The organism is Ruegeria sp. CF4 (genome assembly GCF_056537345.1).
Genome location: NZ_JBQFRJ010000005.1, coordinates 168380 through 181140 on the forward strand (window position 1 = coordinate 168380; position 12761 = coordinate 181140).

15 protein-coding genes and 1 pseudogene are annotated in these 12761 nt (G+C 53.1%); 9 read left to right on the top strand and 7 right to left on the bottom strand.

Going from position 1 to position 12761, the window contains the following annotated elements:
* Window positions 1-263 precede the first annotated feature (263 nt).
* Window positions 264-596: a bactofilin family protein gene (locus tag ACR0NF_RS13100; RefSeq protein ID WP_480778388.1), complete on the top strand. Its 333-nt coding sequence runs from the start codon at window positions 264-266 to the stop codon at window positions 594-596.
* A gap of 202 nt (window positions 597-798) precedes the next feature.
* Here the strand turns inward: ACR0NF_RS13100 and ACR0NF_RS13105 are convergent, their stop codons facing one another.
* Window positions 799-1089 (bottom strand): YciI family protein, encoded by a 291-nt coding sequence (locus ACR0NF_RS13105; protein WP_480778389.1) that lies wholly within the window; start codon window positions 1087-1089, stop codon window positions 799-801.
* Between the two features lie 116 nt (window positions 1090-1205).
* Here ACR0NF_RS13105 and ACR0NF_RS13110 point away from each other — a divergent pair, with 116 nt between their 5' ends.
* Together ACR0NF_RS13110 and ACR0NF_RS13115 are read left to right on the top strand one after the other, a co-directional pair.
* Window positions 1206-1532: a winged helix-turn-helix transcriptional regulator gene (locus tag ACR0NF_RS13110; protein ID WP_480778390.1), complete on the top strand. Its 327-nt coding sequence runs from the start codon at window positions 1206-1208 to the stop codon at window positions 1530-1532.
* Between the two features lie 267 nt (window positions 1533-1799).
* Window positions 1800-2558, top strand: a complete 759-nt coding sequence (locus tag ACR0NF_RS13115; RefSeq protein WP_480778391.1) for an SDR family oxidoreductase — start codon at window positions 1800-1802, stop codon at window positions 2556-2558.
* A gap of 244 nt (window positions 2559-2802) precedes the next feature.
* On the opposite strand, the gene ACR0NF_RS13120 is transcribed toward ACR0NF_RS13115, so the two are convergent.
* The gene (locus ACR0NF_RS13120) at window positions 2803-3471 is read right to left on the bottom strand and encodes an HAD family hydrolase (RefSeq protein ID WP_480778392.1); all 669 of its coding nucleotides are present in this window, start codon (window positions 3469-3471) and stop codon (window positions 2803-2805) included.
* A 136-nt stretch (window positions 3472-3607) separates the two neighbouring features.
* On the opposite strand from ACR0NF_RS13120, the pseudogene ACR0NF_RS13125 reads away from it, so the two are divergent.
* Together ACR0NF_RS13125 and ACR0NF_RS13130 are read left to right on the top strand one after the other, a co-directional pair.
* Window positions 3608-3949 (top strand): annotated as a pseudogene (locus ACR0NF_RS13125) (tyrosine-type recombinase/integrase); the annotation flags it as partial.
* Between the two features lie 245 nt (window positions 3950-4194).
* Window positions 4195-4590, top strand: a complete 396-nt coding sequence (locus tag ACR0NF_RS13130; protein ID WP_480778393.1) for a nuclear transport factor 2 family protein — start codon at window positions 4195-4197, stop codon at window positions 4588-4590.
* Window positions 4591-4672: 82 nt separating this feature from the next.
* Here the strand turns inward: ACR0NF_RS13130 and ACR0NF_RS13135 are convergent, their stop codons facing one another.
* Complete coding sequence (locus ACR0NF_RS13135) at window positions 4673-5590, bottom strand: LysR substrate-binding domain-containing protein (RefSeq protein ID WP_480472796.1); 918 nt, start codon at window positions 5588-5590, stop codon at window positions 4673-4675.
* A gap of 51 nt (window positions 5591-5641) precedes the next feature.
* Here ACR0NF_RS13135 and ACR0NF_RS13140 point away from each other — a divergent pair, with 51 nt between their 5' ends.
* The gene (locus ACR0NF_RS13140; RefSeq protein ID WP_480472798.1) at window positions 5642-6556 is read left to right on the top strand and encodes an NAD(P)-dependent oxidoreductase; all 915 of its coding nucleotides are present in this window, start codon (window positions 5642-5644) and stop codon (window positions 6554-6556) included.
* A gap of 369 nt (window positions 6557-6925) precedes the next feature.
* On the opposite strand, the gene ACR0NF_RS13145 is transcribed toward ACR0NF_RS13140, so the two are convergent.
* Both ACR0NF_RS13145 and ACR0NF_RS13150 read right to left on the bottom strand, forming a co-directional pair.
* Window positions 6926-7465 (bottom strand): luciferase domain-containing protein, encoded by a 540-nt coding sequence (locus ACR0NF_RS13145; RefSeq protein ID WP_480472800.1) that lies wholly within the window; start codon window positions 7463-7465, stop codon window positions 6926-6928.
* Window positions 7466-7530: 65 nt separating this feature from the next.
* Window positions 7531-8121, bottom strand: a complete 591-nt coding sequence (locus ACR0NF_RS13150; protein WP_480472802.1) for a YceI family protein — start codon at window positions 8119-8121, stop codon at window positions 7531-7533.
* Window positions 8122-8245: 124 nt separating this feature from the next.
* Between ACR0NF_RS13150 and ACR0NF_RS13155 the strand changes: the two genes are divergently transcribed.
* On the top strand, window positions 8246-8827 hold the full coding sequence (locus ACR0NF_RS13155; protein WP_480778394.1) for a TetR-like C-terminal domain-containing protein: 582 nt from the start codon (window positions 8246-8248) through the stop codon (window positions 8825-8827).
* A 457-nt stretch (window positions 8828-9284) separates the two neighbouring features.
* Here the strand turns inward: ACR0NF_RS13155 and ACR0NF_RS13160 are convergent, their stop codons facing one another.
* Window positions 9285-9959 (bottom strand): tyrosine-type recombinase/integrase, encoded by a 675-nt coding sequence (locus tag ACR0NF_RS13160; RefSeq protein WP_480668027.1) that lies wholly within the window; start codon window positions 9957-9959, stop codon window positions 9285-9287.
* Between the two features lie 167 nt (window positions 9960-10126).
* A complete protein-coding gene (locus ACR0NF_RS13165; RefSeq protein ID WP_480472808.1) occupies window positions 10127-10744 on the bottom strand; it encodes a TetR/AcrR family transcriptional regulator in 618 nt (205 codons plus the stop codon).
* A 148-nt stretch (window positions 10745-10892) separates the two neighbouring features.
* On the opposite strand from ACR0NF_RS13165, the gene ACR0NF_RS13170 reads away from it, so the two are divergent.
* Window positions 10893-11822: an AEC family transporter gene (locus tag ACR0NF_RS13170; RefSeq protein ID WP_480472810.1), complete on the top strand. Its 930-nt coding sequence runs from the start codon at window positions 10893-10895 to the stop codon at window positions 11820-11822.
* 103 nt (window positions 11823-11925) lie between these two features.
* On the top strand, window positions 11926-12759 hold the full coding sequence (gene fghA, locus ACR0NF_RS13175; RefSeq protein WP_480778395.1) for an S-formylglutathione hydrolase: 834 nt from the start codon (window positions 11926-11928) through the stop codon (window positions 12757-12759).
* Window positions 12760-12761 lie beyond the last annotated feature (2 nt).

Sequence of the window (12761 nt, forward strand, 5' to 3'; positions counted from 1 at the left end):
TCCTGAAGGAATATCGGGTTAGAAGCGACCATAAGACCGTCCAGACAGGGTAGGAAGAGCTGAAGGATTGGAAAACGCCCTCGGATGCCGATCCAACATCTCCAGCATGAAGGCCCGATCGAAGCTGCGCAATGAACATTGGCAGGGTTCCTGCAATGTTAATTCTTGCGCCCATGCGCGGCCCATTGTTGTTAACGGAACAATTCACTTTGAACGACGGTGGCCATAGTCTGATATCCGAAATAGGGTATCTGATAACTCACTTGGAGGATCTCGATGTGGCAAGCTCAATCATTGAAGAAGATCTGATAATTGAAGGCGATCTCAACTCAAGTGCGGGAAGCGTCGAGGTCAAGGGCCGCGTGTTTGGAGACGTTAGCGCTGAGACAATCAGCGTTCAGATCGGCGGATCGGTCGACGGCGCATTGTCAGCTAATAAGATTGTTATTGAAGGTAAGCAAAAAGGCAGTCTGAAATGCGACGAACTGAAGATTGCGTCGAGCGCACAGATTCAGGCTGATGTATCGGCCAAGACGATGGCAACTGAAAGCGGCGCCAGAGTTGTGGGTAAGGTCAGTATTACGGGCGGGCAGTAGGGCATGCCTGCCAGAGACCGATCGCGTGGTTACAGTTCAGACATGTTTGATGCATTGTTTTGAGTAAGTCTTCAAAGCGACGGTGCATATCTTCAAGGCAGTTGCCGAGCAAACTGCTTGTTCGTTGAATGAGCCGATTGTGTAGGTTGGCTGGTTCACTTTCGGTATTGGCAGCTTTTGAGGCCCACTCATGTCTGGAAACTTAGTCTGCCTCTGCGAGGTACGACAGTTCAGGAACCGTTTGGTTCACATCAATTTGGAGAACTTCAGCAGACACAACATTATGTTCTACAAATGGGTCTGCTGCAATGCGTTGGCGCAAGTCTGTGTCGTCTTGTCCGTGCGCGAGGATAAAACCACCGCCTATATCCAGCGAACCAACGCATTGGAAAACGCCATCGGACACCCCTTGAGCTATCCAAGCCTTGTGATCTGCCATGTGTTCTGGTGCTGAAGCTTTGTTTTCTCCGAATTTCAGTAGAATGACGTGCATATTCACCGCTCTCCGATGTCCTGTAGAAGTGTTGATTTAGCCGGATGTTGCACCACTACATTAATTTGAAAAGTAGGCAGTTTTTCCGTAGTAACAGTGAAAACTGGAGAATTTTGGTGTGTAATCCCGAAAAGAAAGACGACCCGTGTACCGCACCAATCATCTTCACGATGATCGGTGGAAAGTGGAAACTCTCGATTTTGAAGGAGCTGATATTCCGCGGAAAAAAGAGGTTCGGTGAATTGCGCCGCGACATTGATGGCATCTCCCAAACGATGCTCACGAACCAACTCCGCGCGCTTGAAGCAGATGGCTTAGTGAAGCGTGAGGTCTTCACGGAGATACCGCCTCGCGTTGAATATAGTGCAACAAAGGACGGATTGGCGCTCAAACCAATGTTCGAAGAAATGCACGCATGGTGGCTGGGTCGAAATCGGCACTGATAGCAGCACATCGGGAACCAGAAACTGGAGATTTAGTTTTGCCACCTCACTAGAGCACCCGCCGTTTGTGCAGAGCGCAGCATCGGGCAAGATGGGCTCTTACCTGTCGTTCTCCGCGAAGCACGTAGATGGTAGCAAGGCGGACAAGTGCCCGCTCGCCTCGATTGAGCTAACGGCAGCTCTTGCGGAAGGATTGGATGCACAACGATAGCTTCAGGTAGTGTTCAATTTAGTCGTCAACATGCTGAAATCGTGCGATACGACAATATGACCATGCGACCCGTTGTCCTCATTACAGGTGCCAGCAAGGGCATCGGTGCCGCAACTGCACAGGCCTTTGCTGAAGCTGGCTACAACATATATGTGAACTATCACCACGATGAACCGGGCGCTCTCGAAACTGTCGAAAAATGCAAAACAAATTGCGTCCGCGCTTTTGCTGTCCAAGCGGATGTCGCAGATAGAGAAGCCGTCTCAGCTATGTTCGCAGAATGTGATGAGAGCTTCGGGCCAATTTCATGCCTGGTCAACAATGCCGGTATTATCGGTGGATCCAGTCCTCTTGCGGAACTGGAAGCAGGCACTCTTGCAAATACGTTTGCAACCAATGTTTTTGGTGCAATCTACTGCCTTCAGGAAGCTCTAAGTCGTATGCGCACAGATCGTGGCGGCGCAGGAGGTACTATTGTCAACATGTCATCGCTCGCGGCAACGTTGGGATCGCCGGGTGAATACGTTCACTATGCAGCGTCCAAGGGTGCGCTTGAAACGCTTACGATTGGAGCGGCAAAGGAGCTGGGACCGCTCGGTATTCGCGTCACAGCAATTCGTGTTGGATCGACGGCGACTGACATGCACGCACGAGAGGGAAATCCAGATAGGCCGAGTGCCGTTGCGGCGAAGACGCCTTTAGGGCGCATTGCCCGTTCTGACGACATCGCCCAAGCCGCTCTTTGGTTGGCATCAGCTCAAGCAGAGTTCGTTTCAGGCACAGTCCTAACTGTCGCAGGTGGTCTGGCTCCGTGATGTAAATGTCGCTGAAGCGGTCACTCGTTTACAGTGCAGCATCCGGTAAAATGGGCTCTCAACCGACCTCGGAGGCGCCGCGGCATAGGCTAAGATCAGAGAGTTTCGCACAGCCATTCGCGGCCCGTACCCGACATTGATCAACTTAGTTGACGCTGCAGTGCAGCTTCACCGAAGCAGACATTGACCACCATCTGAAGCACTGCAAATTCGCGAATGACCTAGACGCGGACAAAACTGCCGCTCAGACTACGTCTTGAATTGAAATCAATCCAACGGCAATCGCTCCCTTTATTAGGTCGGGAGCAATGTGATGTCCTAGTGCTTTCAGGGCTTCCGAGGGAGGTAGCAAGTCGGGGACTTGTATCGTTCTGGCACCGGATGCTACTGCCGCACGCGTTCCCATTTCACTATCTTCAAATGCTATGCAATTTGAGGCCGGATACCCAAGTTGCTTTGCCGCCTTGTGATAGGCCTCTGGGTCCGGCTTGTGCTTTGAGACCATGTCACCACCAATCACACAGTCAAAATGTTTGAATAAACCTGACTTTTCCAGTTGCGAACAGGCTCTCTCTGTATTGGTGGAAGTTGCAACTGCCAGAGAATGTCCTTTTTTGGCAAGTGTTTGAACAAGTGTAAGAGCACCAAATTTGACCGGGATTTCTTGCTCAAGTGAAGTGTCAATACGTTGGTCCCATTCTTTGAGGAACAGGTCAAATCCGACCTTGCCTTTCAGGCTATCACGGATAATCCGGTCTGGTTCATCTCCCCGCAAACCGACACACTTTAGGAATGTATCTGGACTATCAGAGAGGCCAAATGCGCGCCTAGTATCAACAAAGCTCTCAAGGCAAACCTTCTCGGTATCCAATAAAAGACCATCCATATCAAAAATCACTGCGGGCAAAGTCATGAAACAACCTTTGATTACAACTCATGGTCTTCTCGTTCACCGACAAATTTCGGTCAAGTCAAACGACAATCTTGGGCTCACAACGAACCTCGGAAACGGCGCAGCGGCCTGTGATATGATAGCGTGTCAACGTCGGGTTTCCGAAGGCACGCGTGCCTCTGTCGAGAAGTGGATGGAGGATGAGCTCATGATCGGCTCAGAGTACCTGTGGCCGGGTCGTTTTCATGAGCGTCTCCACATCTCCACCCGCCAGTATGCGCGGATCGTCCGGGATTGGGTGGCTTCGATCGGCCTTGAGGCTAGTGCCTATGGAACGCATTCAATGCGGCGAACCAAAGTAACCCAGATCTACAAGAAGACGGGCAATCTGCGCGCCGTGCAGTTGCTTCTCGGACATACGAAGATGGACAGCACTGTTAGATATCTGGGCGTTGAACTTGAAGACGCTCTAGCTATTGCCGAAGCCATTGAAATCTAGTGCAGTTGGGTCGCTTTCACGGGCGGCCCACAGACGACATTAGATATCTCTCAGAATCCACCCATTGGCTTTCCGAGAACCGCCGTTCGTTCAAAGCGCAGCAATTTCAATGAGCGGATGGCCGCGAGATGAACAAACCTGCCATCGTTGAGAAGCGCTGTTAAGCAAACTTGATTGCTTTCAGAGACCCGACTAACGTTTCTGCAACCATGTATTTTCGCGATTATTAGGACATGTAGATATAGATGACACCCGATGTACAAACCGCCCGCCGCATAGCTCAAGATCATTGCGCTGCTTGGACAAACCGGGCGCCTGGCGATGTCGCCGGAAGATATGCTGAACATACAGTCATGATAATGAACGGTGGCGACCCGATGGAGAGCCGGACGGAGATTGGCAACATGGCGGCGGGATTTATGGCTGACTTCCCTGACCTCGTTCTTAACCTCGACACGGTTCTCGTCGCCGATCACCACATGGTCTATGCGTGGACTTTCGAAGGCCATCATAAAGAGACTGGTAACCATGTTCGTTTCTCGGGCTGGGAAGAGTGGGACTTAGACGACAACCTGAACGTCACCAAATCGCTCGGTTGGTATGATGGTGTGGATTATGAACGCCAAGTTGCGGGAACATGACCATATCCGGCGCCAATTCGCGCACTGTACGCACAGTCATATACGGCAATTCAGTTTAACTCTAGTCGGTGCTCATTACTGCCTACAGCAAGTGAGAAGGCGTCCATCGGAAAAGGCTTTTCTCATATTCGGTAATTGATTTGGAGAGCCACTGCATGAACAGATTTGCCGCTGGTCGAACCGGTCCAGACAAAGTGACAAGGTAGTAGCCGATCTGAGGTATTGGATCGTCGAAAAGTGCCACGAGTTGTCCCGATTTCAGCTCGTCAGAAACAAAAGCGGGTACCGTCGCCCCGATGCCATCACCGCGACGGATGCCATCCAGCAGCATATTGCCCGGCACGCGGACTACCCTTCGGTCGGCATCGGTCGGAATTCCGACCTTTTCTAACCACAGGTCAAACTCGACTGACGCTTGTTCCTGAAGAAGCGTGAAATCAAGCAATTCTGCAGGATTCGTGAGCACCCGGTTTCCGATTAGTTCGCGGGACGCGACGACCGTCAGACAGCCTGGTAGCAGCATCTGCGAGACATGCCCTTGCCAGCGACCTGTTCCGTATCGAATGGCCATATCAATTCCGCCCGACTTGAGGTCGACAGCCTGGATCGTTGAATCGATCCTCAATTCGATATTGGGGAATTCGTCAATAAACGTCGACAGACGCGGCATGAGGAACGCGCTTGAAAACATCGGAGTTGCGCTGACCACTAACGGTCGAACCGACTCTGCACTCGACACGCTCTCGGTCACGGAGGCCATTTCAGCGAAGGCTTCAAGCAAGCCAGCCGACAGGAATTCGCCTTGCGATGTCAGAGAAATGCCATGCCGGGTACGGGTGACAAGCCGAGTGCCGAGATGTTGTTCGAGCCCACGGATTTGCTGGCTGACTGCGGAATGGGTCACGTTCAGTGCCTCTGCCGCCCGGGTCAAATTTCGAAACTCGGCAGTGGCTGCGAAGGCTCTGAGAGATGTCAAAGAGGGAAGCGTGCGCCAATCCATAAGTAAGATCATCTAACAATATAGAAAAATTTTCAACTATGTGATCCTCCGATGCCGTCGCATGCTGGTGTAGTAATTCATTGGCGACCACAGGAGGCAAACATCATGAAAATTGCTGTTTTGGGACTGGGCAATATGGGCTCAGCGCTGGCGCATTGCCTGCTCAAGGCAGGCCACGATGTCAGCGTTTGGAACCGTACGTCGGAAAAGGCAGAGGTTTTTGCTGAGGCTGGAGCCACGATCTGCTCTTCACTGAATGATGCGATTGCGGCGTCTGATTTTGTCATCATCTGTATCAAGAGCCACAGGGAAACTGTTGAACTGGTCAACGGGCTGAGTGTTTCGCTAATGGGTAAGACCATCTGCGACATGAGCACGGGCGATACCTCGGATGCCGATAGACTGGTCATCATCCTCGAGGGACAGGGTGCTGGCTACATGCTGGGCATGATCAATGCCTACCCTTCCGGCATTGGAGGTGACGAAACCACAATCCTCACGGTGGGCAGTGCTGGAACCTGGGACCGCTATGGCAGTATCATCAGAGAATTGGGTGGAAAGTCCGCCCATGTTGGAGAGAAGCCAACGGCACTTGCCGCGCTCTTTGCCGGCCTCTTCACGGTTCGACAGGGGTTCATGTTTGGAATGATCTACGGTGCACTTGTCTGCCAAAAAGCGGGCATCCCGATGCAGGTTTATGCCGACCAACTCCCTGCCACGATCAAACTGGTTAATGACTACCATGATCTCTTTGCCAGAACTGTTCCGTTTGAGGATTACGATAGTGCGGAAGCCTCCCTGAAGGTTTACGCGATGGCGCAAGAGGATGCGTTGAAGACCTATCTCTCACTTAACGCGCCCGCTGATTTCATCCAGTTGATGCATGACCGCACCAAAACGGCTTGGGACGATGGCTACGGCAACAGACAGCTGACCTCACTGGTCCAGCATATGACGGATGCCTGATGCAAAAAGGCTCCGGCCCAAAGCCGACCTCCACCACCCGGTCGAGATGCTGCGGCGCGGCCCGTTGAACCGGCCATACGCTGCGACCGCAAAATCCCGAGATCTACGAATGGGAAAGTCGCGGATTTTGCGGCCATCCGCATTTTTTGTCTGTAGGACTGCAGTACAGCCCCGAAGTGAACCTTCGACGCTGGGCTTTGCTAATTCAACTGCGCGGGACGGGAGCTACCATTGATGCGAATGGCTTGAACGTATCGGGCGCTTTGCCATGGCAAATTTGAGAAAGAAATTGACCGCGAGAAACAAGGTGGCTGAAACTGCTCTCTGACAGGAAGCGGGCGCCCCGGCACACTTTCGGGCAACACGTGCTTAACTCAAGGAGTTGCCAGTGATGAAGGTGTACGAACTTTCTACCAGGTCGATGACGACATCCAACTCTTCTGGCGTGGTCGGTGTATATATCATGACAAAGCCGCTCCATCCGGGGCGTTGATCGGCCCAAGGGTGAGCTACGGCCCAGCCAGCCTCAATTGCCCGTCGCGCCATTGCGGGGTGCAGCGAAGCGTGCAAACTGCCATCAGGATGCATATGCGCAAACTCAAACCCACCGACGATAGAGTTCGGTTGAGACAGCAGCATCTCGGGATCAAGCTGAAAACCAACTGCGCCAGGAAGTGATATGCGTGTTGGGCCAGGTGTGACCCCCGGGAATTGCGCAACCCGCTCCAGCAATAGCTGGGCCAATTCGGCATTAATTTCGACACCGATCTGAGTATGCGGTACGCCGCTTGTCGTTTCAGGACGCGGCGAGGTGCGCTCCGGCAAGAAGCGCTCCTGCGCGAATGCCAATGGGCACGTCAAAGCCACTGCTGTCGTAGCAACCGCCAGTTGTCTCAGGAACACATTCATTTTGTTGTCAGCCCGTCAAAAGTAAAGATTGAGTGCTCAGTGCCGTATCGGTGCCCCTGCACACATCATTCAGCTTTTAACGCTTCGATATTGATCAAGAGCTCTATTTCGTCGCTCACCGCAGGTGCAAACGCCCCAAGTCCGAATTCAGACCGCACGATAGTTGTCGTGGCCGCCAGCCCCAAGGTCGGAGTGCCCTCTTTTGGGCCAAACGGGTATGGCGCTGACTTGTTAAGCGTTGTTTCCAGAACAACGGGTTTGGTGACGCCATTCATAGTCAGGTCGCCAGAAATATTCGCGGTATTGTCGCCGGTGACTTCGATGTTGGTCGAGGCGAATGTGACCATGTCACTGTCACTCGCACTGAAAAAGTCATCGGACATGAAGTGTTGCAGACGAGCGCCCCAGCCCGTGATCATGGATTTCACAGGCATAGACACTGTGACAGATGACCCAGACGGATCATCTTCGTCGAACTCAATCTCACCGCTAAAACCTGAGAACATTCCATATGTTTCTGAGAACCCGATGTGGTTGTAGCTGAACAATACCTGACTGTGTCCAGGATCCAGCTCGTAAGTGCCGCTCTCGGACAATGCGGTTGTCGCTCCCATCGATAAGAGTACCGCCACCGGGGTTGCTGCCACTTTGAACATTGATACGCTCCCATTTTGAAAAGACGTGTTCGCGGAATCGAGTATTGAGCTTTAGTTTTTAGCTTGCCATACTTATAGAACAAAATGTTCTATAGCGCAACAAGATGTTCTATAGGAGGGGCGATTGAAAGAAGATCCCAGGCTGATCGCCACACGACAGGCCGCACTTGATGCTGCGCAAAAGATACTGATGGATGAAAGCGTGCTGCACGTAACTCATGGCGCAGTTTCAAAGGCAACGGGCATTTCGCGCAGTACACTTTACAGGCACTGGTCAGATGCGCGTAGTCTGCGTGATGCAGCATTCCGGCGCATCGCAACACCGCCGAACATACCACCCAAAACCGATGGCCCGCTGCGATCTGACCTGCGCTGGTTACTCGGAGTACTGATGGGAGCCTTGAATGACACACCATGGGGTCAAATTGCACCTCAGGTGGTCGCTGCTGCGTCCACCGATACAGAAGCAAGGTTAGTGATAACAGAATTCATGAAAGACAGGTTCGCGAGTGTTGAAGCAGTATTTGCAGCCGCAATAGACCGCGGTGAGATCACCGCCGACGTTCCGGTCGACCAACTCATAGAACTAGCAGTCGCTACACCTTATTTCCGCAAACTCATACGTCACGAGGCACTGGACGAAGAATGGCTGGACAAACATGTCGATTTGCTTTGCAGTATCGTGAAAACCAATTCGGGACAGTGACCATCGCCTGACTTTGCAATCAAAGCGACCTGCAACAGGCGCGAGATTTCGGCAGAACAGCAAATTATGATCAAAAGCATATCCAGCCAGTTTCTTATAGCGGTTGCTCCAAAGGGTCTTGGTAAACGTTTGCTATGATCGTCCGCCGGGGTTTGAAAAGTCAGCTTTTCTGCGCACTGCCGACATTGATGCACGGTGCAGCAATTTGTACCTTGGGCTCGTTGCAGAACTCGGAGCAGAGGTAGCATAAGCCCCTGCCCCGCTTGCCACGACACGTCCAACCGGCCCAAACCCGATCGAGCGCCTTGACAAGGAGTTCAAGCGCCGCGCCGACGTCGTGGGGAAGCCGTCAATTGCTAATTGAGTTAGCTTGTGGCACTAGTTCTGGAAAGTCGCCTAAGACCCTGATCCTTGAAGTGGCCTTGCCAGAGACAACGTCAACGTCGCTAAATCGAAATTAAGCGTCTTTTTTGTCCTCAGTATAGTGGGGGCCAATTACATAGTCTTCTAACTCAAGTTCAGGGTTCATCATTGAAGTCGTGAATATGACCTGGTTGGACACTGGGGTTTCCGTTGTGTGCTTTACAATGAGCTCCTGAAATCGGTGGCTCAACGCCTTGCGAGCAGTCTCGGCTTTCTCATGCCAGATAGGCGCAAGGCAATCCCGCAGATCAATCTGAGTAATTTCATCAACTGGCAAATGACCAAGTTTGGGTATGACGTGTAGCTCCAGCGGTCTAAACCAACGCCCCGCTTTTCCACCACCCCGCAACTCAGACTTCCGCGCTTCAAACGCATCCCGAGCGACGTCTCTAAACAGAAGCAAGTTGCGCTGGGCTTCTAAACGTCGTTTCTGCCGCTCTCTGATCGGATCTCGGCCTTCCCGCAGTTCGCGTCGGGCTGCGTCAGCTGTTTCCCGCGCCTCCGCCAAGCCAACATACGGCCACCGCCCGAGGCCCATTTCCCGTCGCTTACCGAAAACCGTCAGTCTAAGGACCCACTTACCGCTTTTGGTATCTGCCTTCACAAGCCAGAGCCCAGCGCCATCGCAGTGCTTTCCAGCCTCTAACGCAATAACGCCACGCACGCTAAATTTGTTCTTCGCCTTATAGCCCTCTACCAGCCCACCCATTGGTCCACCCTTAAGTATGGTATGTGCTGCCGTTAGTCGAGATTAATTGAGATCGGATGTAGGAGGTAAGTTGAACATTTTCATATAGTTATTCTCTATCTGAGATTTCTTGAGACACCTACATATAGGGTTTCAAGCCCCTCCACCCGCACCACAACTTTCTCAGATTAGACGCCGTAACGGGCCATGAACATATCAACCGCTTGCAACGCAATCTCGTCGATTTCGTCTTGTGAGAAACTGCTTTGAATACCGAATGCCGCTTTGCCCCACAAGCGAACCTTGCAGAGTTCCGAGAACTGTTCGGCTGCAATATTCACATCCTCGATGGCCAACTCGCCTTTGGTGACAGCCTTGGTCAGGTATTCAGCCATCTTCTGCTGACCATTCTGCGGCCCGGCCTCATAGAAGGCGTTGCCAAGGTCGGGAAATCGGTCGCGTTCGGCTACGCAGATGCGGAACACTTGCTGCGCAAACTCTGATACGAGGAAAGCGGTAAGCTGTGTTGCCGCGATTGTAAGCACTTCGCGTGCAGGTTTGGATTCGTCGATCATGGCGATGATCCGTTCGGACATCAGTCGACACTCGGTTTGAACAACCTCGGTGAATAAAAGTCGTTTATCGGGGAAATAGCTATAAAGTGTTGCCTTTGACACGCCCGCTGCACGCGCGATGTCGTCGACGCTTGCACCTTCGAAACCATCCGCCATGAAGACCTCTCGAGCCCCGCGCAGAACCTGATCGAATTTTCGGCCTGTGCGCAGAATGGTGGCGGCTTGGGTCATGATGGCTCCTGATTTGCTTGCCCGTCACAGTATAAACCGGTCGGTTCAGTTTCAATGATTTTCGCCAGATTCGCGAATTTGTCGCGAATATCGATGAGCTACGTCTTCGCGGTCTTGCCGTCGCAAAAAACCGTGCTACGACTTTCGCATGGTCGAGATTTTTCTGCGCACCCTGCCCTTTTTTGCAATCATCGGCCTGGGCTATTGCGCGGGGCGCAGCAGATTCTTTCCTCCTGAAGCAACGGCTTACCTAACTAAGTTCGTTTTCTTCTTTGCGCTGTCGGCAATGTTGTTCCGCTTTGCCGCCACGTTGCCCTTTGCCGAGATCTTCGATGGCCGACTGGTCATCGGGTATCTTCTGGGCACCGTCGGCGTTTATGCGCTGGCAACGCTTGTGGCTTATCTGCGCAGACTGGACATTCCGACCGCTGCGGTCGAGGCGCAGTGCGCAGCAATCGGGAATGTCGGGTTTCTGGGGCTGCCAATGCTGGCGCTTCTATTCTCTGAGGCTGCAATTGGTCCGGTGATGTTGGTCCTAACCGTGGATCTTGTGGTGTTTTCATCGCTGATCGTAATTCTGATCAACGGCGGGCGCGAAGGCCGGATCAGCGCCAGCACCTTGCGCCTGATCGGCCGCGGGTTGCTGAAAAACCCGATGATCCTGTCGATATCGGCTGGATTGATCTGGTCAGCTCTGCGCGTCCCCATGCCCGCGCCATTGAACGACTTTCTGACCATTCTGGGCGGAGCGGCCACACCAGGTGCGCTATTTGCAATCGGAGCATCGCTGGCCGATAAATCCGCAGAGCGCATACAGATCGCAGGCTGGTTGAGTTTCTGCAAACTGGTGCTGCACCCGCTTTTCGTGGCGGTCATAGTGATCTGGCTGATCCCGGTTGCGCCCTTCCCGGCCATGGTTGCGATTGCGGCAGCCTCGCTACCGGTGGCGGGCAACGTCTATATGCTTGCGGCGCATTACGGTGTGGCCCCACAACGCGCCTCGGCTGCAATTCTGCTGTCGACCATCGCGAGTATCGTGACCGTGCCTTTCGTGATCGGCTGGGTCAGTACGTTCTGATCTTCACCTTCCCGAAAAATACTCGCGTTAAAGGCGCTCGGACTTTACGCCAACGCCGCAGGACGTTAGCCATGGCACAAACCCAATGCGAGGAACTAGCCTGATGGAAACCCTTTCGGAAAATGCCTGTTTCGGTGGTGTGCAGGGCGTCTACCGCCATGCCTCCTCGGCCTGCAAATGTGATATGATATTCGGTCTGTTTCTTCCCGCCGAAGCGAAGGACGGCCCGGTTCCGATACTTTGGTATCTGTCGGGGCTGACCTGTACGCATGAAAACGCCATGACCAAGGCAGGCGCTCAGAGTTGGGCCGCCGAACAAGGCATTGCACTGGTGTTCCCTGATACCTCGCCGCGCGGCGAAGGTGTGGCAGATCATGAGGATTATGATCTGGGTCAAGGCGCAGGGTTCTATGTTAACGCAACGCAGGCACCTTGGGCGCCTCATTTTAATATGTGGGACTACATCGCCGAAGAGCTTCCCACGCTGTTGGCAGAGAATTTCGCAATCGACCCCGAACGTCAGGCAATCACCGGGCATTCCATGGGCGGGCATGGTGCGTTGACGCTTGCGATGAACCTTCCGGGCCGGTTCCGCTCGGTCTCGGCCTTTGCGCCGATATCGAACCCGACGGGCTCGGATTGGGGCCGCAAGCAACTGGGCGCTTATCTCGGTGAAGATGAGGCCGCATGGAAAAAACATGACGCCTCGCTGATGATGCGTAGTGTTGGTTTTGATGGCCCGATCTTGATCGATACCGGTGCAAATGATCAATTCATGGATCTGCTGCGCCCCGAAGCGCTGGCGCAGGCAATCGCCGAGCGTCGTCAGCAGGCCACTTATCGTCTGCAGCCCGGCTATGATCACTCCTATTACTTCGTGTCCACCTTCATGGAGGATCACGTCACTTTCCACGCCGAAGCGCTGTACGGAGACTGAGG